Genomic DNA, 20,724 nt, shown 5'->3' on the forward strand with positions numbered 1-20,724 from the left:
AGCCAATGAGTTCAATCGATAATATAAGAAATTTTGCAATCATAGCACACATTGATCATGGAAAATCTACTATTGCAGACAGAATAATTCATAGTTGTGGTGGATTGACTGAAAGAGAAATGAAAGCTCAAGTTTTAGATTCAATGGATATTGAACGAGAGAGAGGTATCACCATTAAAGCTCAAACAGTAAAGCTAAATTATAAAGCTAAAGATGGAAAAGAATATATTTTAAATATTATAGATACTCCAGGCCATGTAGATTTTAGCTATGAGGTAAGTAGATCATTGTATGCGTGTGAAGGTTCAATTTTGATAGTGGATAGCACACAAGGTGTTGAAGCCCAAACTTTAGCAAATGTTTACCAGGCATTAGATACAAATCATGAAATTGTCCCAGTGTTAAATAAAGTAGATTTACCAGCTTCTGATTTAGAAAGAACCAAAAAGCAAATCGAGGAAGTTATTGGGATAGATACTGAAAATGCTATTCCGTGTTCTGGAAAAACTGGCGAAGGAATAGAAGATATTTTAGAGCAAATTATTACCACATTACCAGCACCAAAAGGAGAAAGTTCATCAGATTTAAAATGTTTACTAGTTGATAGTTGGTACGATACTTATTTAGGAGTTGTCATATTAGTTAGAGTTATAGATGGGAAACTTTCAAAACATATGAAGATCAAAATGATGTCTACAAATCAAGAATATATCGTTGAAAAAGTCGGTGTTTTTACACCAAAGCCAGTTGATATCACTGAATTAAAAACAGGAGAAATAGGATTTATAACAACTGGAATAAAAGTGTTATCAGAAACAAAAGTTGGAGATACAATTTGTGACGCAACAAAACCATTAAAAGAAGCTTTACCAGGTTTTAAACCTAGTAAACCCGTAGTATTTTGTGGATTGTTTCCTGTAGATAGCTCAGAGTTTCAAAAATTAAAAGATGGTTTAGCAAAGTTACAATTAAATGATGCAAGCTTTTCTTTTGAACCAGAGTCATCTTCAGCTTTAGGGTTAGGTTTTAGATGTGGGTTTTTAGGTTTGCTTCATTTAGAAATCGTAACAGAGCGACTTGAAAGAGAATTTGATGTTAATTTATTAACTACAACCCCTGGGGTAGTTTATAAAGTTCATTTGAATAATGGTGATACGATGGATTTACAAAATCCATCAAGTTTACCAGATCCTACATTAATAAAATATATTGAAGAACCTTGGATTAAGGCAACCATTATTACTCCAGATCAGTACTTAGGTTCAATAATTAAAATGTGTCAAGACAAAAGAGGAGTACAAACCAACCTTAGTTATTCTGGAAGTAGAGCAGTAGTAAATTATGAACTTCCCTTAAACGAAGTTGTGTTTGATTTTAACGATAGACTTAAGTCAATGACAAGTGGATATGCAAGTTTTGATTATGAAATAATTGAGCATAGAGAAGGCGATCTAGTAAAACTTGGTATATTGGTAAATGCTGAACCAGTTGATGCTTTAGCAATGATGATACATAAAGATTTTGCTCAAAAAACTGGTAGAGAAGTTTGTGAAAAACTAAAAGACTTAATTCCAAGACATAATTTTATGATTCCTGTTCAAGCTGCAATTGGAGGAAAAATTATCGCTAGAGAAACAATTAAAGGGTTTAAAAAAGATGTTTTAACAAAAATTCATGGTGGTGGAGCTACAGATAGAAAAAGAAAATTATTAGAAAAACAAAAAAAGGGTAAGGCTAGATCAAAACAATTTGGAAGAGTGGAAATACCCCAAGAGGCATTTATAGGAGTCCTCAAGATAAATAAGGAAAAATAAAATTTATAGCTAATAGATAACGTAACTTATGAATAAATTAAAATTAAGATTAAATAAATTTTACAACTATATATTTGGAGAAAAATTTTACAAAAAAATTAAAATTAATTGGTCAAATTATCCAAATAGATCCGATATAATTCAGAAAATTATAGATTATAAAAATTACAAAAGTTATTTAGAAGTTGGATGTGATGATGATTTAAATTTTAATCAAATAAAAATTGAAACTAAGGTAGGTGTGGATCCAATAAATGGAGGCAATATAAGAAAAACTAGTGATGAATTTTTTTTAGAAAACAAAATTTCTTTTGATTGTATATTCATTGATGGTCTTCATGAATATGATCAGGTAAAAAAAGATATAAATAATTCTCTTAATCATCTAAATGACGGAGGTATAATTTTTGTTCATGATTGTTTACCTAGAAGCTTTTTTGAGCAAGCAGTGCCTAGATCTCAATACATTTGGACTGGAGATGTTTGGAAGCATATTGTTGAATTAAGAACTAAAGATTTTATTGATATTTGTGTAGGTAATTTAGATATGGGACTTGGAATAATATTAAAAAGAAAAAATTCAAATGTTTTAAAATTAAATTCTAAAAATTTTAAAAAACTAAGATTTAAAGAATATTATAAAAATTATCAGAATTATTTGAATTTAATTCACCATAAACAGATAATTAATTTTATAGATAAATAAATTATGCAAACAAATAAAATTACTTTTGTAATTGTAACTTTTCATAGTGAAAATATTGTCTTTGATTGCTTAGATTTATTACCACGAGACTCTAAAAAAATAATCATAGAAAATTCAAATAACTCTGAATTAAAGGCTCTTTTAGAGAAAAAATATTCTAATTTAAAATGTTATTTAATGGATGAGAATTTAGGTTACGGAAAAGCAAATAATATAGGAATAAATTATTCTCAGACAGATTTTGTATTTATTCTTAACCCAGACGTTAGATTTAGATCTTCTGATTTAAATGAATTTTTGAGAATAGTTAGTGGTGAAAATTTTGTTATAGCTGCACCTATTGAGAATGAGGAATTAAAGACTTTATCAAATCAAAATAAGTTTGAGGAAGTTGATTATGTAAAAGGTTTTGCAATGTTGTTAAATAAAAAATACTTAAATGGTCAGTATTTTGATGAAAATATATTTTTATATCTTGAAGAGATAGACCTTTGCAAAAGAGTTAGGGATAAAAATGGAAGGATTCTCAAAGTAAATATACCTTCAATTCATATGGGTGCATTTTCTCATGGTGATAGAAATAATTTTGAAATGGAAAAGTCAAGAAATTGGCATTGGATGTGGTCTAAATTTTATTACCAAAAAAAACACTATGGTTATTTAGCAGGAATTGTCTCAACTTTTCCCAATTTTTTAAGTTCGTTTATAAAATATATTTTTTTTAGTTTTATTTTGAATATGAAGAAAAAAAATATTTACAAAATGAGATTTCTTGGACTATTAAATTCTTATTTGCTTAAAAAATCTTACCATAGACCAAATTTAAAATAATAAATTAAATTGTTTTTTTGGTCCAGGTTTCTGGTGTAATTTCTGAATTTATTTCAACAGGTAAGTTGTATAAGAAGTTTTTCGTACCTTTTGATCTAATATAATCAGCTGTCAGCTTAATTGACTGCTTTAATGAAGTATTTGTTTTATAATTAAGTAATTTTCTAGCTTTATCAGATGAGCAAGATGCTTCTTTAACCTCTTGTGGTCTTCCAGGTACATAAATAGGATCACCATTGTATCCAGTCTCGTTTGATATTAGTTTAGCAAGCTCATTAATTGTGATTGTTTCTTCATCTGGGCCAATATTGATTATTTGTTTACTAATTTTTTTATCTAAAGCTAATTTTTCCAAGCAAAAAATAACATCATCAATATAAGAAAAGCATCTTGTTTGATTACCATCTCCATAAATAATCGAAGGTTTATTTTGAAGATTTCTATTTATAAAAATTGACATGACATTTCTAAAAGGGTCGTCATATTTTTGATTTGGACCAACAATGTTATGTGGTACTGCAATATTGTAATCCATAGAATGCACTTCACAAAGTAACTTTAAAGTATCCTCAACAGCAACTTTTGCAATTCCATATGGATCTTCAGGTTTCACAGGCATATCTTCTGTAAATGGAGATTTCTGTTTTCCATATCTTGCCATAGATGAACAAAAAACAAATCTTTTTACTTTATTAGTTATACTAGCAGTAATAACAGAAATGCTAGCTTGATAAATATTTTTTGTAATAAAATTAGGTGAAAAAACAGATAACCCTTCATGAGCAGTAGCTGCACAGTGATAAACGATATCCACACCGTTTAAATTTTTAGACATCTCTTCATAATTGCAACAATCACTTTTGTGAAAATTTATATTTTTAGGGAGATTGTCCAATTCTCCTTGTATCATGCTATCATTTCCCGATACTTCGTGACCCAAATCAATTAGTTTCTTTGCTAAATGACTCCCTAAAAAACCAGCAATTCCAGTAATATATATTTTCATTTATAAATATTGTTAGTGATTTATATAAAAAAAATACTTTGAAAAAACAATTTAATTTGGAGAGGTGGCCGAGTGGTTTAAGGCGCACGCTTGGAAAGCGTGTAAAGGAGCAATTCTTTCATGGGTTCGAATCCCATTCTCTCCGCCAGTAAATTAAGTATATTTTTCAACAATAATTTGATGATTAAATACTTAAATTATTAATATAAATCAGCAATTTTTAAAAAAAATGTTATAATTTTCTCTTTCCAAAATTTAAAAAAATGACAATTAAAAACACATATCAAGCAGATTCCATCAAAGTTTTAAAAGGTCTTGAAGCCGTCAGAAAAAGACCAGGGATGTATATAGGAGATACTGATGACGGTACTGGTTTACATCACATGGTTTATGAAGTTGTGGATAACTCGATAGATGAGGCATTAGCAGGTCATTGTAAAAATATTAGTGTAAAAATTAATTCTGACGGAACAATTACTGTAAATGATGATGGAAGAGGCATCCCTGTTGATATGCATAAAGGGGAAAAAAAATCTGCAGCTGAGGTAATTATGACACAACTTCATGCTGGTGGTAAGTTTGATCATGATTCATATAAAGTTTCTGGCGGACTACATGGAGTTGGTGTTTCAGTTGTTAATGCATTGTCGGAAAAACTAGAATTAGAAATAAATAGAGATGGAAAAAAACACTTTATAGAATTTAAAAATGGTGAAGCAAAATCCCCTCTTAAAATAGTTGGAAAATCTAAAAATACAGGAACTCAAATAACATTCTTACCTTCAAAAGATATATTCTCATCAATTAAATTTAGTGCAAATATTTTAATTAAAAGGATGAGAGAGTTAGCGTTCTTAAATAAAGGTATAAAAATAATTTTTACTGACGCTAGTCAAAAAAAAGAAAAGACATCTGAATTCAAATTTGATGGTGGTGTTTTAGAGTTTGTAGACTTTTTAGATGAGAAAAGAGAAAAACTACAAAATAAAAATGGTAATGATTTATTTCGAAAACCAATTTATATTGAAGGCAAAAAGAATAATATTGAAATAGAGTGTTCGTTAAAATGGAATGCTGGTTATTCAGAAGATATATTTCCATACACAAATAATATTTATCAAAAAGATGGTGGAACACATTTATTAGGTTTTAGAAGTGCTCTTACAAGAGTCGTAAATAAATATGCAAATGAAAATAATTTATTAAAAAAAAATAAATTAGCTATTTCAGGAGATGATATTAAAGAAGGCTTAACATGTGTGCTTTCAACTAAAATCCCTGATCCTAAGTTTTCTTCACAAACCAAAGATAAGCTAGTTTCGTCTGAGGTAAGAATGATTGTTGAAACTTTGGTAAATGAAAAATTATCAATTTGGTTTGATCAAAATCCATCAATTGCCAAAATAGTTTTGGCTAAAGTTATTCAAGCAGCCATGGCTAGAGATGTTGCAAGAAAAGCTAGAGAAAATGTAAGAAGAAAAGGAGCTCTTGAGTTAAGTGGATTGCCTGGAAAATTAGCTGACTGTCAGATAGGAAAACAAGAGGGTACGGAATTGTTTATAGTTGAGGGAGACTCAGCAGGTGGTTCCGCTAAACAAGGAAGAAATAGAGCAAATCAAGCGGTTTTGCCTCTAAGAGGTAAAATTTTAAACACTTATGTTGAGGACATAAATTCAAAAAAAAATGGTAATGGCAATGGTAATGGCTCAGATCTAAGAACAAAAGCTCTTGCAAAAATGATATCCTCAAATGAGATAGTAACATTAATTAATGCACTCGGACTTGATCCTAAATCTCAGGAAATAGATTTAAAAGATCTAAGATATGGTAAAATAATTATAATGACTGATGCCGATGTTGATGGTTCTCACATAAGAGCATTATTGTTAACTTTTTTTAATAACAAACCATTTAATAAATTAATTGAAAATGGCCATGTTTACTTAGCTCAACCACCTTTATTTAAAATCAATAAAGGTTCAAAAGGAATTTATATTAAAGATGAAAAAGAATTAGAGGATTATATTGTAAATAATAATAAGGAATTAAAGAAATTAAAAAGAGGCTCAAAAGAATATTATAATGCTTTAGACTTAGAAAAATCAAAAATGAATATACAAAGGTTCAAGGGTCTTGGTGAAATGAATCCAGAAGAGTTGTGGAATACGACTTTAGACCCTGAAACTAGAAATTTGCTTCAAGTGCAGTACTCTAAAGATCTTAAAAAAGATCAAAGTCTTATCCATACACTAATGGGAAGTGATGTTGCGTTAAGAAAAGATTTCATAGTCTCAAATGCTATTAATGTAAAAAATCTTGATATTTAAAAATGAAGTTTTTTGAAACTTCAAAACATCATTCATTTAAAAAATCTACCTATATTACTTTAAGATGGATTGGAATAATTGGACAGTTAATTGCAGTTAATTTTGTATACTTTGTATTAGATTTTAAATTTGATTTTATAACTTCTAATCTAGTTATATTTATTGGTATCATAAGTAATTTGTACTTAATTTTTATTTATAAAAAAACTCAACTATCAGATAGATCAGCTTTCATTTTTTTAGTTATTGATATTTTGCAATTAGCTATTTTACTTTACTTGTCAGGTGGAATTCTTAATCCATTTGTTATCTTTATAATTATTCCAAGTGTATTTTCATCATCTAATTTAAGTTTTAGAACAAATACTATGCTTGTGTTGTTAACAGCTTTATCAATTATATTTTTAACTTTTTATTCAACAGAATTACCTTCTCCACTTGGAGATCATTTTCATGTAAGCCCTTATTATTATTACTCTATCCCGATTGCTTTGATTATTGCTCTTGTCTTTTTAAATTATTTTGCAATAACATTTGGAACTCAATCTAGGTTAAGAAAAGAAGCTCTTACGAAAATGGAAGAAGTAATGGCCAAAGAACATGAACTATTGTCCTTGGGTGGTCAAGCGGCAGCAGCTGCTCATTCATTAGGAACACCTCTTTCAACCATAAAAATAATTACTCAAGAATTACTAAAACAATTTGAAGGCAATAAAGACGTAGAAAAAGATGTTAATTTATTATCTAGTCAGGTTGAAAGATGTAATGAAATACTAAAAAAATTAACTTTAAATCCAGACGAAGAGGATGAGTTTATTGATGTAGATATTACAATTAGAGATTACCTAAATGAAATTTTAAATTCATTTAAAGAGATAAGTACAAAGAGGTTTATTTTTAATTTTGATCAAGACTCTAATTCGAAAAAAATAGTTAAATCTATAGAAATTGTTTATGGATTAAGAAATTTTATAGGTAATGCTAATAAATTTTCTGGTGAAAATATTTTCATAAATTTAAAGAGTGATAGTGAATTTACTGAAATAAGTATTGAGGATGATGGTCCAGGTTATCCAAAAGATATTTTATCAAAAATAGGAGAGCCATATTTAAAATCAAATAATCCTCAAGATAAATCAAAAACAGGACTAGGTTTAGGTTTGTTTATAGGAAAAACGCTGTTAGAAAAAAATTTTGCTTCTGTAATATGTAGAAATTCTAAAACAAGATCTGGCGCAGAAGTAATAATTAAATGGAGAAATACAGATTTATTTAATATTTAATGAAATTTTTTCTTTGTTTCGAACAAAGAGCTAAGTTGAGATATCATTACATCTCCTAACTCATTTACATCAGTAATTTTTATAGCTCTGTTGTAATATCTTGAAACATCATGTCCAATACCAATCGCTAAAATTTCAATATCAGATTTATTCTCAATAAATTTGACCATCTTCTTCAAATGTTTTTCTAAAAAATCTCCTGAATTTACTGAAAGTGTTGAGTCATCAACTGGAGCTCCATCAGAAATTACCATTAAAATTTTTCTTTCTTCTTTTCTTTTTTTAATACGGTTGTATGCCCAAGATATAGCTTCGCCATCAATATTTTCTTTTAACAAACCCTCTTTTAACATCAGGCCTAAATTATTTTTTGCTTGTCTCCAATGTGTATCCGCACCTTTATAAATTATATGTCTTAGATCGTTAAGTCTTCCAGGTGTTTTTGGTTTTGAATTTTTATTCCAAAATTCTCTACTCTGTCCACCTTTCCAGTTTTTTGTAGTAAATCCTAAAATCTCTACTTTGACTGAACATCTTTCGAGTGTTCTCGAAAGAATATCTGCACAAATAGCAGCAATCGTTATTGGTCTTCCTCTCATAGAACCAGAATTATCAATAAGTAAAGTTACAATCGTATCTTTAAAATCTAAATCCTTTTCTTTTTTAAATGACAAAGAGTTATATGGATCCATTATTATTCTTGGTAACTTTGAACTATCAAGTAAGCCTTCTTCTAAATCAAATTCCCAAGCTCTATTTTGTTTTGCTAGTAATTGTCTTTGAAGTTTATTAGCTAACTTGGTAATTACATCTTGGAAACCAATCAACTGCTGATCTAAATTTTTCCTAAGTTTAGTAGCTTCATCTGCATTTTCTAGATTTTCAGCTTTAACCACTTCGTCGAATTGTGTAGTAAATATTTTATAATCTATATTTACATTATCAATTTTTTTTTGAATTACTTGCTCAGAGTTTTGTTCATCAGACTCAACATCAGATAATTGCTCATCCAAATTAAACTCGTCTATACTATAATCAGCATCAACAGATGCCTCTGTTTGCTGTTCATCATTTTCATCTTTGCTATCTTCATTATCTTTATTTTGGTCATCATTTGAAGGATTGTCTTGACCTTGATCTTGATTTTCTTCCTCTTCTTGGTCTTCCTCATCGCTTTGAAAAATATCCATTTCTTCAAGTATTTCAGAAAATTTAGAACTGTATGTATTTTGATTTTCTAAATTATTTAATAAAAACTCTTTATGCTTCTTAATTGATTGCTCAAAATCTTTTTCCCAGAAATTAAGCATTCTAGACGTTAAAGGATTTAGGTCTATATTATGAAAATTTTTAAGCATATATAGCTCAAATGCTTCAGCAACAGGAACGTCTTCTTTTGTTTTAAGCTGATCTTTTCTTTTACGATTAATTATTTGTGAATAGTTTTCAGAAAAATTTTTTTGAATTCCTTTTAACATTTTGCCTCCTAGAGCTTCATATCTAATCTTTTCAGCTATATTATACAAAGATCTAGAGGAAGTGTTTGAAGGCAAATTTTTTCTGTAAATTTTTTCATTAGAAAATCTTTTTTTAAGTGCTGTAGAGTCTGTTTCAGCCCTTAATTTTATAAAATCACTTGGACTAGTTAGATCATTTATTTCAAAAGATGAAATATCTTTAACCTTTTTATCTTCAGAAGATTTATTGTTTATATCAATATCGTCTGCGATAACTTTTGCTGTTGAAGATAAAGCAATTCTAAATTTTTCTTTTAAATTTGTTTCTTTATTGCTCATTTAGATTTGAATATTGATCAAAGACTCAGGCAATTCTTCACCAAAACATCTTTGATAATATTCTGCGATTGTGTTTTTCTCAATATCATCGCACTTATTTAAAAAGGTTACTCTAAAAGCATACCCAGTATCCTTAAAAATTTCAGAATTTTCAGCCCAATGAAGAACTGTTCTTGGGCTCATTACAGTTGATATATCTCCAGCAATAAAACCTTTTCTAGTTAAGGATGCTACTTTAATCATATTAGCAACTTTTTCTTTTCCCTTAGCATTATTTAAATTTTTATTCTTTGATAAAACTATATCCATTTCTCTATCCAGGCTTAGGTAGTTTAATGTTGTTACAATATTCCATCTATCCATTTGACCTTGGTTGATCTGCTGTGTTCCGTGATAAAGTCCAGTAGTATCACCAAGCCCAACGGTATTAGATGTAGCAAATAACCTAAAATACTTATTTTGACTAATTACTTTGTTTTTATCTAGTAGCGTGAAATTACCTTCAGCCTCCAACACTCTTTGAATAACAAACATAACATCAGGTCTTCCAGCGTCATACTCATCAAATACTAAAGCAACTGGGTTTTGAATTGACCATGGGAGAATACCCTCATTAAACTGTGTTACTTGTTTTCCATCTTTAAGTACAATTGCATCCTTACCTATTAAATCTATTCTACTAACGTGGCTGTCTAAATTTACCCGAATACAAGGCCAGTTTAATCTTGCAGCTATTTGCTCTATGTGTGTTGATTTTCCAGTACCATGATATCCTTGTACCAATACTCTTTTATTAAACGCAAATCCTGAGATGATTGCAAGAGTAGTATCTCTATCAAATTTATAATTTTTATCTATTTCAGGTACATATTCACTTCTTTTTGAAAAGGCATCTACTTCCATTTCGGAATCTATTCCAAAAGATTGTTTTAAAGAAACTTTTATGTCAGGTTGAATGTTAAGATTTGGAGTCAATTTTTTCCCTATAAGTGTTTTTTAGCTGTGTGTAAGCTAAAGTAATCAGTTTTAATTTTTCCTCGTATTTTTTATTTCCGGCATTCATATCAGGGTGAAATTTTTTAACAAGCACTTTGAATTTTTCTTGTATTTTTTGCCATTTTAAACCCACAGATATTCCCAATATTCCAAATGCTTTAATATCTTTATGATCGAATTTAAATTGACGCATATGATTATAGTCTCCATTGAATTTATCTTTATCAAATTCATCTTTTAATGTTGTGTTCCATAGGACTTTAAAAAAATTATCTGAAGAACTAAAATTTTGAGTAGGTTTGTGCCAAGTCATATCTGACTTTAAAAAATTGATTACTTGGTTATCACTCATCCCAGAAAAATAATTCCAGTTTTTGTTAAATTCTTTAACATGTTCTAGACAAAGCATTCTATATTTCCTGCTATTATCCTTCTCAATTGGTGCTCTGTATTCACCAATTTCATTACAATTATTCCAGTCACAAATATTTTTCATGATATAATAATTACTATATGGATATAAATGAATTAATTGCAATTATAAAAAAAAAATTATCAGATCAAATAAATATTCAAAGTATAGATATAGAAGATAAATCTTTTCTTCACAAAAATCACAAAGGTAATCAAGAAGGCAAATATCATTTAAAATTAAATATAGTTTCTGATGAATTGAAAAGTATGAACAGAATTGAAAGTAATAAAAAAATTTATAAAGTATTAGATAAAGAATTGAAAGAAACTATTCACTCAATTCAAATTCTACTATCTTAAGTAATCATTAAAAAATTTTTTCAATCTTTCTTTTGGATATTCAATATTAATTTGCGGAGACCCAATTTTTTTTAAAAGTACTAAATTAATTTTTTGAGATTTATTTTTTTTATCCTTTGTCATGAAAAATAATATTTTATTTATATCTTTCTTTGTAAAAAATTTATTAACAGATATTGCTAGATTTAAATTATTGATATGATTTAATATTAGGTTGTAATCACTTATTTTAAGTATTTTTAAATTTAAACTAAAACTTAATGCTGTCTTTATACCTAGGATTACTGCTTCACCGTGATTTAATTTCTTATTGTAATTTAAGCTTGCTTCATAAGCATGGCCAAATGTATGTCCAAAATTTAAAACTTTTCTCAAATTTTTTTCTTTCTCGTCTTTTTCAACCACATTTTTTTTAATTTTACAGCTTTCATAAATTGCTTTTTCAATAAATGGAGAACTCAGTTTAGTAATTTTATTCACATTCTTATTTAAAAATTTAAAGAAATTTTTATTTCTTATCAGAGAATGTTTTAAAATTTCACCATATCCACAAACAATCTCTCTTTTTGGAAGCGATTTAAGAAAATCAACATCTGATATAACTAAGTTTGGTTGATAAAAACTACCAATTAGGTTTTTTCCGTAATGTGAATTTATGCCAGTTTTACCACCAATCGAAGAGTCAACTTGGGATAAAAGTGTTGTTGGTATATTTATAAACTTCATACCTCTTTTAAAGATACTAGATGCAAAACCACTTACATCACCTGTAATACCCCCACCTATTGATATTAAACAGTCATCTCTAGAAAAGTTTTTATTTAATAAAATTTCTAAGATCTTATTAATAATATTAAAGTTTTTATTGGCCTCACTGGCATTAAAAAAACATATATGTATTTGCTTTTTATTTAATGAATTTTTTATTTTAGTGATAAATTTTTTTGGCACATTTTTATCAACTACAAGAAGACATCGATTGAATGTTAAGGAATTATTTTTAATTATTTTTGAAAAGTTAGTAATTAGATTTGATCCAATTATTATTGGATATTTTTGTGTTTTTGTTTCAATTTTTAATTTAATTGGTTTCATAAATTTCTTTAATTTTGCCTACTATTTCATTTTTAGTGAGATTATCACACTTGATTTCATATAAGGCTTTAGAATAAATGTTAGTTCGTTTTTTAATTAAATCAATTAAATCATTATCGGTAGCATTAATTGTTAAAGGTCTTTTTTTGCTATTTTTAATTCTTTCAATTAAAATTTTTTCATTCCAATTTAACCAAAATGAATAATGATTTTTTAAAACTTCATTTCTAATATTTTTATTTGCAAAAGCACCTCCTCCTAGAGAGACAACTGTAGAGCTAAGTTTTAACTTTTTAAGTGTAATTTTTTCTTCAATTTTTCTAAAATATTCCTCTCCTTTTGTCTCGAATATTTTTCGAATAGTAGTATTTAAATTTTTTTCTATTTCTTTATCTACATCTACAAAATTTAATTTAAATTTTTTCGCTACCAAAGAGCCTATTGAACTCTTACCAGATCCCATCATACCTAGAAAAACTAGATTTTTTTTTGATTTCATAAGTTTAAATATTGAAAAAACACAAATATGTCTTAATTTGAAATTAACTAAAGTTATATGCAATTCAACAAAAATACAAGTTCAGGTAAAAAAAGTATAATCGGACTAGTTGTTAAATCTATTTTTGGACTAGTAATTGTTCTTGGCGTTATTTTAATTCTTAATTCAATTGATTTTCCTGCTCCTAAAAAGAAAATTGAAAAAATTATTCCAAATGAAAATTTTAAAATTGTTAAGTAAAAAATTCTTTTTTATTTTTTTAAGCTATCTAATTATTTTAAATCCTATTCACGCAGAAGATAATCCAATTGATATATGGAATCTCGAAAAAAAAGAAAATGAAACTGTTGAGGAAGCAGTTGTTATTGAAAGTGAAAATAATAACGAACAAATAAGTGTCTTTGATATGCAGTCAGATAAAAATACTGGCTCAATACAATTAGATGAAAATTTAATATCAAAAGAAGTCAAAATCGTAGGATTATATGATCCTGAAGAACATGGTTTGACTATTGATATGTGGACGAATTCTGATGGTCAAAAGTTAAAAAGCCTATTTGAGAGTTTAGAGAAAATTAATCTTTCTAATGACGCTTTAGAAATTATGGAAGTCTCATTATTAACTAATGCTCATTATCCTAATCAAAATATTACTGAAAATGAATTTTTAAAATTTAAATCTGATTGGTTAATTAAAAATTCTAATTTAGAACTCATTGAAGAATTTTTGGTTAATAATCAAATTGTAAATTCTCATCCTAAACTAACTAGACATTTATTAGACAACTATTTATCAGGCCAAGATATAAAAAAGACCTGTGAATTTTTTACAAAAATTAAAGAACCAGTTGAAGATGAATATTTATCTAAATTAAATTTATATTGCTTAGTTAATTATGGAAAAAATGAAGAAGCCCAATTAATTCTAGATCTTAAAAAAGAGTTAGGTTTTCAAGATGAATATTTTGAAAATAAAATGAATTACCTGTTTGGTTATATTGATGAAGCATCTAAAGAAGTCTCTGAAAGTTCAGTATTTGAGTTTCATTTAGCTCATAGAACAAATCCAGAATTTTCATTTGAACCCAATGAAAATACGCCTCAATTAATTTGGAAATATCTATCAAATTCAAATTTACTACCAGATCTAAGTAATGTTGACATAAATGATCAAGATAAAATCTTAATTATTGAGAAAGCTGTAAATTATAAAATTTTTTCTGAAAAAGACTTATTTGAATATTATAAAAAATTTCAATTTAATATTGATCAATTGTTAAGTGCAACTGATACTTACAAGTTGCTGTCTCCGTTAGAAGCAAGAGCATTAATTTATCAAAGAGCACTTTTAACGAGTGAAACAGAATTGAAATTGGAATTTTTACAGTTGTTGAAGAAGCTATTTGAGGATCACAACATTGGATTAGCTTTTGATATAGAGCTCAATAACTTTCTGAAAGAAATTGAAGTAGATGATGTTCCTTCAGATTATTTAAGTTTTTACAATAATTATTCAAAAAATCAGAATTCAGAGTTCAAAAAAATTCAATACAATAATAATATTTTACATCAATCTAAGTGGGTAAATTATTTTAGAGGAGATTATTCAAAATCTGAAATACAAGAAGATTTAAAAAAATTTCTAGATAGAATAATTTTTAGTAATGAAACTTTGTCCACTAAAGATATAATTTTTATAGAAAGTCTGAAATCAGATGGAGTAGAAATACCAAGCGAGTATGACAGTTTGTTTTCACAAAAGCCTTATGAGCTAGATGGAAGTTTAGTGGACTTGATAGAGGCAAATGAAGTTGGAACAGTTTTATTATCTTTAATTGAGATAATAGGTAATAACAAAATAGAAAATATTGATGAAAAAAGACTTTATTTTATTTCGAATACACTAAATCAAATAAATGCTGATTTAATAAGAAATAAGCTATTGCTAAAAGTTCTTCCTTTAAAAGTATAAAAATTATAATAACATACAAATTTTTATGGCGATAAGAACGATTATTACAGAACCAAACAAATTACTTCGACAAGTATCAAAACCTGTAGAAGTTGTTGGAAGTGAAGAGCAAAAATTAATGAACGATATGCTTGATACAATGTATGATGCAAACGGCATTGGTCTTGCAGCAATTCAGATTGGTATACCAAAAAGAATTATAGTGATGGATATAAGCAAGGATGAAAACAAAAAAGAGCCTAGATATTTTGTAAATCCAGTAATTAAAAATAAAGATCTACTTAAGGCAACTTATGAAGAAGGGTGTTTATCTGTGCCAAATCAATTTGCTGAAATTGATCGACCAAGCAAATGTGAAGTAGAGTATTTAGATTACAATGGAAAGAAACAGTTACTAAAGGCAGATGGATTACTTGCAACATGCATACAGCATGAAATGGATCATTTGGAAGGGATATTATTCATCGATTATCTCTCAAAACTAAAAAAATCAATGATCATAAAGAAACTTTCAAAATTAAAATCAAATACAGCTGAAGTTTAAAAAATGTCAAAAAAGTTAGTTTTTATGGGTACGCCCATGTTTGCTGTACCAATTTTAAAATCTTTATATCAAAATGGATATAATATTTCTTGTGTGTATACACAGCCACCTCAAAAATCAAAAAGAGGACAAAAAATTAATAAGTCTCCAATACAAGGTATTTCTGAAACTTTAAATTTAGAATATAGAACACCGTCAGTTTTAAATAATGAAGAGGAGTATAATTTTTTAAACTCTTTAGATGTTGATTTAGCAATAGTTGTTGCTTATGGACAAATCATACCTAAAAAATTTCTAAACCTAACTAAAAATGGTTTTATAAATATACATGCATCTTTACTGCCTAAATGGAGAGGTGCTGCACCAATTCAAAGATCAATTATGAATTTAGATCAAGAAACTGGAATAAGTATAATGAGAATTGCTGAAAAATTAGATACAGGACCAGTTTGTAATAATTATAAAATTCAACTTAATGAAAATTTGAATGCGTTAGAAATTAGTGAAAAGCTTTCTATCTTAGCAGCAGAAAAAATTTTAGATAATGTAGATGATATTTTAGAGGATAAAGCAAATTTTATTGAGCAAGATCATTCGAATGCAACCTATGCAAATAAAATTCAAAAAACTGAAGGTCAAATTAACTGGGATGAAAATGCTGAAAAAATTATTGGCAAGATAAACGGTTTATATCCATCACCAGGAGCATTTTTTATGTTTAATGGAGAAAGATATAAAATTCTAAAAGCTCAAGTTGGAAGAGCTCAAGGAAATCCAGGGTTAGTATTGAGTGATAATCTTGAAATTGCTTGTGGTAATAATCAATCGATAATTATTAAGGAAATTCAGAGGCAAGGGAAAAGACCTCAAAATATTGGTGAATTTATTCAAGGTTCGCAGATAAAAAAAGGCTCAAAAATATAAATGTTTAGATATCAGCTTTTAATAGAGTATTTAGGCACAAATTATAAAGGTTGGCAAATTCAAAAAAAAAATAAAACCATTCAAGGAATACTTCAAGACAAAATTAGAAAGTTATTAAAAGAAAATATTACCATAGTTGGATCAGGTAGAACAGATGCTGGTGTTCATGCTATCGAGCAGTCAGCACATTTTGATTTAAAAAATAAATTATTGAACTTAGATAAATTTATTAACTCAATTAATCACTTTTTAAAAAATGAAAATATTACAATTCTTAAAATAAGAAAAAGAACTAGTAACTTTCACTCAAGATTTTCTGCAAAAAAGAGAGTTTATAAATATGTCATTTTAAATAGAACAAGTTCACCTGTGATTGAAAAAAATCAAGTTTGGCATGTAAGAAAAAAATTAGATTTAGATTTGATGAAATTAGGGGCAACAAAATTAGTTGGTACTAAAGATTTTTCAACATTTAGGGCTTCAAGTTGCAATGCTAAGAGTCCAATTAGAACGATGGATTTTGTAAAATTAAAATCTTTAAATGATAAAATAGAAATTCATTTTAAATCTCAATCTTTTCTTCAACAGCAAGTACGATCTATGGTTGGTTGTTTAAAATATTTAGGTGAAAAGAAATGGGATTTAAAAAAATTCGACAAAGCTCTAAAGTCTAAAAAAAGATCACTGTGCGCTCCTCCAGCACCATCTACAGGATTATTTTTATCTAGAGTTTTTTATTAGATTTTTTTTATTACTCATGGCAAATTTTTTATTTATTCGCCATCTAGATTCTGCTCTTACAATGTACCCACAACAATTTTTTGACTTACACTTACAGGGAAATTGTTTGTAATTTTCATCATAACCAAAACCATAATCGCAGGTAAATTCTTCACCTTTTTTGATATCTCTAATTGCTTTAACCCAAATTTTTAGACCCTTACCATCATAATCACAATTATTGTCACAAGAATGATTAATTAATCCTGCAGTATTCCATGAAAAATCTCCATCAAGATCATATTTTTTGTTGATAGTAAATAAATAGATTGGTTTGCTATTGTCATATTTATCAGACTCTTCAGTTTGTTTTTTTGTAATTAGTTTACCAACGTAATCAATTATCTTTGTACCTTCTTTGATATCTTTAGTAGCATAAAGTCCTCTACCTTTTTTATCGATATCAGATTTTTTAATTTTATATAATTTCATTGAGTTTTATTTAGTTTTTTATTGGGAATTATCAATTAAATTCTATCAAAGCATCAACATGTCTTTGAGTACTATCTTGTAGTGCTTTTAAGTCATATCCACCTTCTAGTATAGATACTACATTACCTCTACAAAATGATTTTGAAATTTCTAAAGTTCTTTTTGTAATTGTATAATAATCTTCAGCATTAAGTTTTAATTGTGCCAAAGGATCATCAATATGAGCATCAAAACCTGCAGAAAACAATAGAAATTCCGGTTTAAATTCTTTTAATTTTTCTAATACTAGTTCATATGCATTTAAATATTCTGTAGCACTTGTTCCAGCTTCAAGTGGAATATTTAAAATATTATTAAATTTTCCAATCTCTTTTTCCGAACCTGAACCTGGATAATATGGAAATTGATGAGTGGAAATATATAAAACTTTTTCATTGTTGAAAAAAATATCTTGTGTCCCATTCCCATGATGGACATCAAAATCAATTATAGCTATTTTTTTATAACCATATTTTTCAATCAAATAATTAGCACCAACTGCAACATTGTTGTAAATACAAAAGCCCATTGCTTTCTCTTTTTCTGCGTGATGACCTGGAGGTCTTACTGCACAAAAAGCATTTTTGAATTCTTTTTTTTCAACACCATCAATCGCCGCTATAATTGATCCAACAGCATCTTTTGTTGCTTCTTTACTACCAGGAGAGACAACTGTATCTCCATCTAAAAAATTAAATCCATTTTGAGGGTATGATCGATCGACATGATCAATATATTCAGAAGAATGAGTTTTTATTAATATTGATTTTTCAAATTTTGAAGGCTTTTTCCATATTAAATTTTTGTTATCTAATTTTTTAAAGTTATCAATAACAGCTGTAACCCTGTCTATTTTTTCAGGATGCCCATCTCCTGTATTATGATTTTTGTATGAATCAGAAGTAATTAAAGCTGTTTTCACTTAAAGTAATTCTTTAAAATATTTGAATAAATTAAAGTTAATTTTTTTAAATCACTTAAAGAAACTGCTTCATCTACTTTGTGCATTGTTTTTCCAACCAAACCAAATTCTAAACAGGGAGCAATCTTTCTAATAAATCTCGCATCAGAGGTGCCTCCTGTGGTTGAGAGTTCAGGTTTAATCTTAGTAATCTTTTTAATTATATCTTGGATCATATATGTAGTTTGGTTTGGTTTAGTTAAAAAAGCTTCACCAGATACACTATATTCAATTTTGTAATTTGACTTATTTTTATGACAAATTTTCTTCAATATTTTATTTATTTTTGTCTTAATTGAATTCGATGAATGTTTGTTATTAAATCTAATATTAAAAGTTGCATTAGCCAAACCTGGAATTACGTTATCAGCAGTATTATCAATATTTATTTTTGTAACTTCTAGGTTTGTTGGCTGAAAGTCTTTTGTTCCTTTATCAAATTTAATTTCCTTCAATTCTTTTAATATTTGAATAAGAGCAGTTGATGGATTGTTAGCCCTATGAGGATAAGCAACATGGCCCTGAATACCTATAATTGAAAGTCTACCAGTCATACTTCCCCTTCGACCAATTTTAATCATTTCTCCCAATTTATTTGGATTAGTTGGTTCTCCAACTAAACAAAAATTAATTTTCTCTTTTCTTTTTTTTAAGTATTCGACAACTTTTTTTGTACCGTTAATAGCAATTCCTTCTTCATCACCTGTAATTAGTAAGCTTATAGAGCCATTAAATTCTTTGTTGTTTTTAACAAAAATGCTGACAGCAGAAACAAAAGCTGCAATAGAGCTTTTCATGTCATTTGCTCCTCTTCCAATTAAATGTCCTTTTTTTATTGACGGTCTAAAAGGATTTACTGTCCAATCTTTTAAGTTTCCAGCAGGTACAACATCTAAGTGACCAGCGTAGCAAAAATTTGGACCTTTGGCTCCAAGTCTTGCATAAAGATTTTTTACTGGTTTAGTGTTTTTTTCTTTAAACTCTAATATTTTAGTTTTGAATCCAAGTTTTCTTAATTGTTTTTCTAAGAATTTCATTACTCCAGCATCTATTGGTGTTATAGATGGGTAACGAATTAGCTCTTTGGCTAATTGTAATTCATTAATGGTTTGCATTTTAATCTCTTAAAAGATCGTTTACTGATGTTTTAGATCTTGTTTTTTCATCAACTTGTTTGATGATTACTGCACAATATAACGAGGGTGCAGCAGGATTATTTTTGTCTGGTAATGATCCAGGAACAACGACTGAGTATGGAGGTATTTTACCGTGAGTTACTTCACCAGTTTTTCTATTAACGATTTTTGTTGATTGGCCAATATACATACCCATACTTAGCACTGAACCTTCACCAACTATTACCCCTTCCACAACTTCAGACATAGCACCTACAAAAACATTATCTTCAATAATAGTTGGAAGTGCTTGTGCTGGTTCTAAAACTCCACCAATACCAGTTCCAGCTGAAATATGACAATTTTTTCCAATCTGACAGCAACTACCTGCACGACTAAATGTGTCCATCATTGTTCCTTCATCTATGTAAGCACCAATATTTACATAACTTGGCATTAGAACAACATTTTTAGCAACATATGATCCTTTTCTCATTGCAGTATTTGGTACCATTCTAAAACCTGCTTTTTCAAAATCAGCGTTTGACCATCCGGCTGTTTTTCCTTTTAACAAATGAGCTTTATCTCTCCAAGCTGAATAGGGACCATCTAAAGTTTCCATTCCATGAATTCTAAAACTTAGCATAATTGCTTTTTTTAAGTGTTGATGAGTTACCCATTCACCATCAATTTTTTCAGCAACTCTAGATTTACCACTATCTAGATCCTCTATTACTTGATTAATAGTATCTTTTAATTTCTGATCTGAATTTTGATTAACTTGATCTTTGTTTTCCCAAGCTTCATTTATAATGTTTTCTATACTCATA

At 28.1% G+C, this 20,724-nt stretch carries 21 protein-coding genes and 1 tRNA gene; 12 read left to right on the forward strand and 10 right to left on the reverse strand.

All coding sequences use genetic code 11. The annotated features are described in order from the left end of the window. Nucleotides 1-5 precede the first annotated feature (5 nt). From lepA to ACTTBM_RS06190, 3 genes are read left to right on the forward strand one after another with little or no spacing between them, the layout of a single operon-like run. Complete coding sequence (gene lepA / locus ACTTBM_RS06180; protein WP_440635157.1) at nucleotides 6-1,814, forward strand: translation elongation factor 4; 1,809 nt, start codon at nucleotides 6-8, stop codon at nucleotides 1,812-1,814. Between the two features lie 28 nt (nucleotides 1,815-1,842). Further along, nucleotides 1,843-2,520 carry a class I SAM-dependent methyltransferase gene (locus ACTTBM_RS06185; protein WP_440635158.1) on the forward strand — a complete coding sequence of 226 codons (678 nt, stop codon included), beginning with the start codon at nucleotides 1,843-1,845 and terminating at the stop codon, nucleotides 2,518-2,520. Between the two features lie 3 nt (nucleotides 2,521-2,523). Further along, a complete protein-coding gene (locus ACTTBM_RS06190; protein WP_440635159.1) occupies nucleotides 2,524-3,351 on the forward strand; it encodes a glycosyltransferase in 828 nt (275 codons plus the stop codon). A 4-nt stretch (nucleotides 3,352-3,355) separates the two neighbouring features. Here the strand turns inward: ACTTBM_RS06190 and ACTTBM_RS06195 are convergent, their stop codons facing one another. Then, on the reverse strand, nucleotides 3,356-4,357 hold the full coding sequence (locus ACTTBM_RS06195) for an NAD-dependent epimerase/dehydratase family protein (protein WP_440635160.1): 1,002 nt from the start codon (nucleotides 4,355-4,357) through the stop codon (nucleotides 3,356-3,358). A gap of 58 nt (nucleotides 4,358-4,415) precedes the next feature. On the opposite strand from ACTTBM_RS06195, the gene ACTTBM_RS06200 reads away from it, so the two are divergent. The 3 genes from ACTTBM_RS06200 to ACTTBM_RS06210 all read left to right on the forward strand — a co-directional run bounded on the left by ACTTBM_RS06200 (nucleotide 4,416) and on the right by ACTTBM_RS06210 (nucleotide 7,967). Next, a tRNA-Ser gene (locus ACTTBM_RS06200) sits at nucleotides 4,416-4,505 on the forward strand. A gap of 115 nt (nucleotides 4,506-4,620) precedes the next feature. Beyond that, nucleotides 4,621-6,684: a DNA gyrase subunit B gene (locus ACTTBM_RS06205; RefSeq protein ID WP_440635161.1), complete on the forward strand. Its 2,064-nt coding sequence runs from the start codon at nucleotides 4,621-4,623 to the stop codon at nucleotides 6,682-6,684. 2 nt (nucleotides 6,685-6,686) lie between these two features. Further along, nucleotides 6,687-7,967 (forward strand): ActS/PrrB/RegB family redox-sensitive histidine kinase, encoded by a 1,281-nt coding sequence (locus tag ACTTBM_RS06210; protein ID WP_440635162.1) that lies wholly within the window; start codon nucleotides 6,687-6,689, stop codon nucleotides 7,965-7,967. Here ACTTBM_RS06210 and ACTTBM_RS06215 read toward each other — a convergent pair. Genes ACTTBM_RS06215 through ACTTBM_RS06225 form a run of 3 tightly spaced genes read right to left on the reverse strand, consistent with a single transcriptional unit; the run spans nucleotide 7,964 to nucleotide 11,255 of the window. Next, on the reverse strand, nucleotides 7,964-9,763 hold the full coding sequence (locus ACTTBM_RS06215; RefSeq protein ID WP_440635163.1) for a cobaltochelatase CobT-related protein: 1,800 nt from the start codon (nucleotides 9,761-9,763) through the stop codon (nucleotides 7,964-7,966). The genes ACTTBM_RS06210 and ACTTBM_RS06215 overlap by 4 nt on opposite strands. Then, nucleotides 9,764-10,738, reverse strand: a complete 975-nt coding sequence (cobS, locus tag ACTTBM_RS06220; protein ID WP_440635164.1) for a cobaltochelatase subunit CobS — start codon at nucleotides 10,736-10,738, stop codon at nucleotides 9,764-9,766. Then, nucleotides 10,722-11,255, reverse strand: coding sequence for a J domain-containing protein (locus ACTTBM_RS06225; RefSeq protein WP_428079254.1), 534 nt, complete (start codon nucleotides 11,253-11,255; stop codon nucleotides 10,722-10,724). Before ACTTBM_RS06225 ends, cobS begins: the two co-directional genes overlap by 17 nt. A gap of 17 nt (nucleotides 11,256-11,272) precedes the next feature. On the opposite strand from ACTTBM_RS06225, the gene ACTTBM_RS06230 reads away from it, so the two are divergent. After that, nucleotides 11,273-11,533 (forward strand): BolA family protein, encoded by a 261-nt coding sequence (locus tag ACTTBM_RS06230; RefSeq protein ID WP_440635166.1) that lies wholly within the window; start codon nucleotides 11,273-11,275, stop codon nucleotides 11,531-11,533. On the opposite strand, the gene aroB is transcribed toward ACTTBM_RS06230, so the two are convergent. Together aroB and ACTTBM_RS06240 are read right to left on the reverse strand one after the other, a co-directional pair. Beyond that, nucleotides 11,525-12,628, reverse strand: a complete 1,104-nt coding sequence (gene aroB, locus ACTTBM_RS06235) for a 3-dehydroquinate synthase (RefSeq protein ID WP_440635167.1) — start codon at nucleotides 12,626-12,628, stop codon at nucleotides 11,525-11,527. The two genes, ACTTBM_RS06230 and aroB, sit on opposite strands and share 9 nt — an antisense overlap. Further along, complete coding sequence (locus ACTTBM_RS06240) at nucleotides 12,615-13,127, reverse strand: shikimate kinase (RefSeq protein ID WP_440635168.1); 513 nt, start codon at nucleotides 13,125-13,127, stop codon at nucleotides 12,615-12,617. Before ACTTBM_RS06240 ends, aroB begins: the two co-directional genes overlap by 14 nt. Before the next feature lie 57 nt (nucleotides 13,128-13,184). Here ACTTBM_RS06240 and ACTTBM_RS06245 point away from each other — a divergent pair, with 57 nt between their 5' ends. Genes ACTTBM_RS06245 through truA form a run of 5 tightly spaced genes read left to right on the forward strand, consistent with a single transcriptional unit; the run spans nucleotide 13,185 to nucleotide 17,308 of the window. After that, entirely contained in the window at nucleotides 13,185-13,367 is a 183-nt protein-coding gene (locus ACTTBM_RS06245) for a hypothetical protein (protein ID WP_440635170.1), read from the forward strand. Beyond that, nucleotides 13,342-15,099: a hypothetical protein gene (locus ACTTBM_RS06250; RefSeq protein WP_440635171.1), complete on the forward strand. Its 1,758-nt coding sequence runs from the start codon at nucleotides 13,342-13,344 to the stop codon at nucleotides 15,097-15,099. The genes ACTTBM_RS06245 and ACTTBM_RS06250 overlap by 26 nt, the downstream gene beginning before the upstream one ends. A 25-nt stretch (nucleotides 15,100-15,124) precedes the next feature. Beyond that, nucleotides 15,125-15,643 (forward strand): peptide deformylase, encoded by a 519-nt coding sequence (gene def / locus ACTTBM_RS06255; RefSeq protein WP_440635172.1) that lies wholly within the window; start codon nucleotides 15,125-15,127, stop codon nucleotides 15,641-15,643. Between the two features lie 3 nt (nucleotides 15,644-15,646). Further along, nucleotides 15,647-16,567 carry a methionyl-tRNA formyltransferase gene (gene fmt / locus ACTTBM_RS06260; RefSeq protein WP_440635173.1) on the forward strand — a complete coding sequence of 307 codons (921 nt, stop codon included), beginning with the start codon at nucleotides 15,647-15,649 and terminating at the stop codon, nucleotides 16,565-16,567. Beyond that, complete coding sequence (gene truA / locus ACTTBM_RS06265; RefSeq protein WP_440635174.1) at nucleotides 16,568-17,308, forward strand: tRNA pseudouridine(38-40) synthase TruA; 741 nt, start codon at nucleotides 16,568-16,570, stop codon at nucleotides 17,306-17,308. Here truA and ACTTBM_RS06270 read toward each other — a convergent pair. From ACTTBM_RS06270 to dapD, 4 genes are read right to left on the reverse strand one after another with little or no spacing between them, the layout of a single operon-like run. Continuing rightward, nucleotides 17,288-17,779 (reverse strand): SET domain-containing protein, encoded by a 492-nt coding sequence (locus ACTTBM_RS06270; protein WP_440635175.1) that lies wholly within the window; start codon nucleotides 17,777-17,779, stop codon nucleotides 17,288-17,290. The two genes, truA and ACTTBM_RS06270, sit on opposite strands and share 21 nt — an antisense overlap. A gap of 31 nt (nucleotides 17,780-17,810) precedes the next feature. Beyond that, nucleotides 17,811-18,740 (reverse strand): histone deacetylase family protein, encoded by a 930-nt coding sequence (locus ACTTBM_RS06275; RefSeq protein WP_440635177.1) that lies wholly within the window; start codon nucleotides 18,738-18,740, stop codon nucleotides 17,811-17,813. Further along, a complete protein-coding gene (dapE, locus tag ACTTBM_RS06280) occupies nucleotides 18,737-19,894 on the reverse strand; it encodes a succinyl-diaminopimelate desuccinylase (protein ID WP_440635178.1) in 1,158 nt (385 codons plus the stop codon). Before dapE ends, ACTTBM_RS06275 begins: the two co-directional genes overlap by 4 nt. 1 nt (nucleotide 19,895) lies before the next feature. Beyond that, complete coding sequence (gene dapD, locus ACTTBM_RS06285) at nucleotides 19,896-20,723, reverse strand: 2,3,4,5-tetrahydropyridine-2,6-dicarboxylate N-succinyltransferase (protein WP_440619350.1); 828 nt, start codon at nucleotides 20,721-20,723, stop codon at nucleotides 19,896-19,898. Nucleotide 20,724: the final 1 nt, after the last annotated feature.

The sequence above is a fragment of the Candidatus Pelagibacter sp. HIMB1746 genome (genome assembly GCF_052047555.1).
GTDB lineage: Bacteria > Pseudomonadota > Alphaproteobacteria > Pelagibacterales > Pelagibacteraceae > Pelagibacter.

Bases quoted from the DNA above. Each gene is read 5' to 3' on its own strand.
- lepA (WP_440635157.1), top strand. From the start codon at position 6: ATGAGTTCAATCGATAATATAAGAAATTTTGCAATCATAGCACACATT.
- ACTTBM_RS06185 (WP_440635158.1), top strand. From the start codon at position 1,843: ATGAATAAATTAAAATTAAGATTAAATAAATTTTACAACTATATATTT.
- ACTTBM_RS06190 (WP_440635159.1), top strand. From the start codon at position 2,524: ATGCAAACAAATAAAATTACTTTTGTAATTGTAACTTTTCATAGTGAA.
- ACTTBM_RS06195 (WP_440635160.1), bottom strand. From the start codon at position 4,357: ATGAAAATATATATTACTGGAATTGCTGGTTTTTTAGGGAGTCATTTA.
- ACTTBM_RS06205 (WP_440635161.1), top strand. From the start codon at position 4,621: ATGACAATTAAAAACACATATCAAGCAGATTCCATCAAAGTTTTAAAA.
- ACTTBM_RS06210 (WP_440635162.1), top strand. From the start codon at position 6,687: ATGAAGTTTTTTGAAACTTCAAAACATCATTCATTTAAAAAATCTACC.
- ACTTBM_RS06215 (WP_440635163.1), bottom strand. From the start codon at position 9,763: ATGAGCAATAAAGAAACAAATTTAAAAGAAAAATTTAGAATTGCTTTA.
- ACTTBM_RS06225 (WP_428079254.1), bottom strand. From the start codon at position 11,255: ATGAAAAATATTTGTGACTGGAATAATTGTAATGAAATTGGTGAATAC.
- ACTTBM_RS06230 (WP_440635166.1), top strand. From the start codon at position 11,273: ATGGATATAAATGAATTAATTGCAATTATAAAAAAAAAATTATCAGAT.
- aroB (WP_440635167.1), bottom strand. From the start codon at position 12,628: ATGAAACCAATTAAATTAAAAATTGAAACAAAAACACAAAAATATCCA.
- ACTTBM_RS06240 (WP_440635168.1), bottom strand. From the start codon at position 13,127: ATGAAATCAAAAAAAAATCTAGTTTTTCTAGGTATGATGGGATCTGGT.
- ACTTBM_RS06245 (WP_440635170.1), top strand. From the start codon at position 13,185: ATGCAATTCAACAAAAATACAAGTTCAGGTAAAAAAAGTATAATCGGA.
- ACTTBM_RS06250 (WP_440635171.1), top strand. From the start codon at position 13,342: ATGAAAATTTTAAAATTGTTAAGTAAAAAATTCTTTTTTATTTTTTTA.
- def (WP_440635172.1), top strand. From the start codon at position 15,125: ATGGCGATAAGAACGATTATTACAGAACCAAACAAATTACTTCGACAA.
- fmt (WP_440635173.1), top strand. From the start codon at position 15,647: ATGTCAAAAAAGTTAGTTTTTATGGGTACGCCCATGTTTGCTGTACCA.
- truA (WP_440635174.1), top strand. From the start codon at position 16,568: ATGTTTAGATATCAGCTTTTAATAGAGTATTTAGGCACAAATTATAAA.
- ACTTBM_RS06270 (WP_440635175.1), bottom strand. From the start codon at position 17,779: ATGAAATTATATAAAATTAAAAAATCTGATATCGATAAAAAAGGTAGA.
- dapE (WP_440635178.1), bottom strand. From the start codon at position 19,894: ATGCAAACCATTAATGAATTACAATTAGCCAAAGAGCTAATTCGTTAC.
- dapD (WP_440619350.1), bottom strand. From the start codon at position 20,723: ATGAGTATAGAAAACATTATAAATGAAGCTTGGGAAAACAAAGATCAA.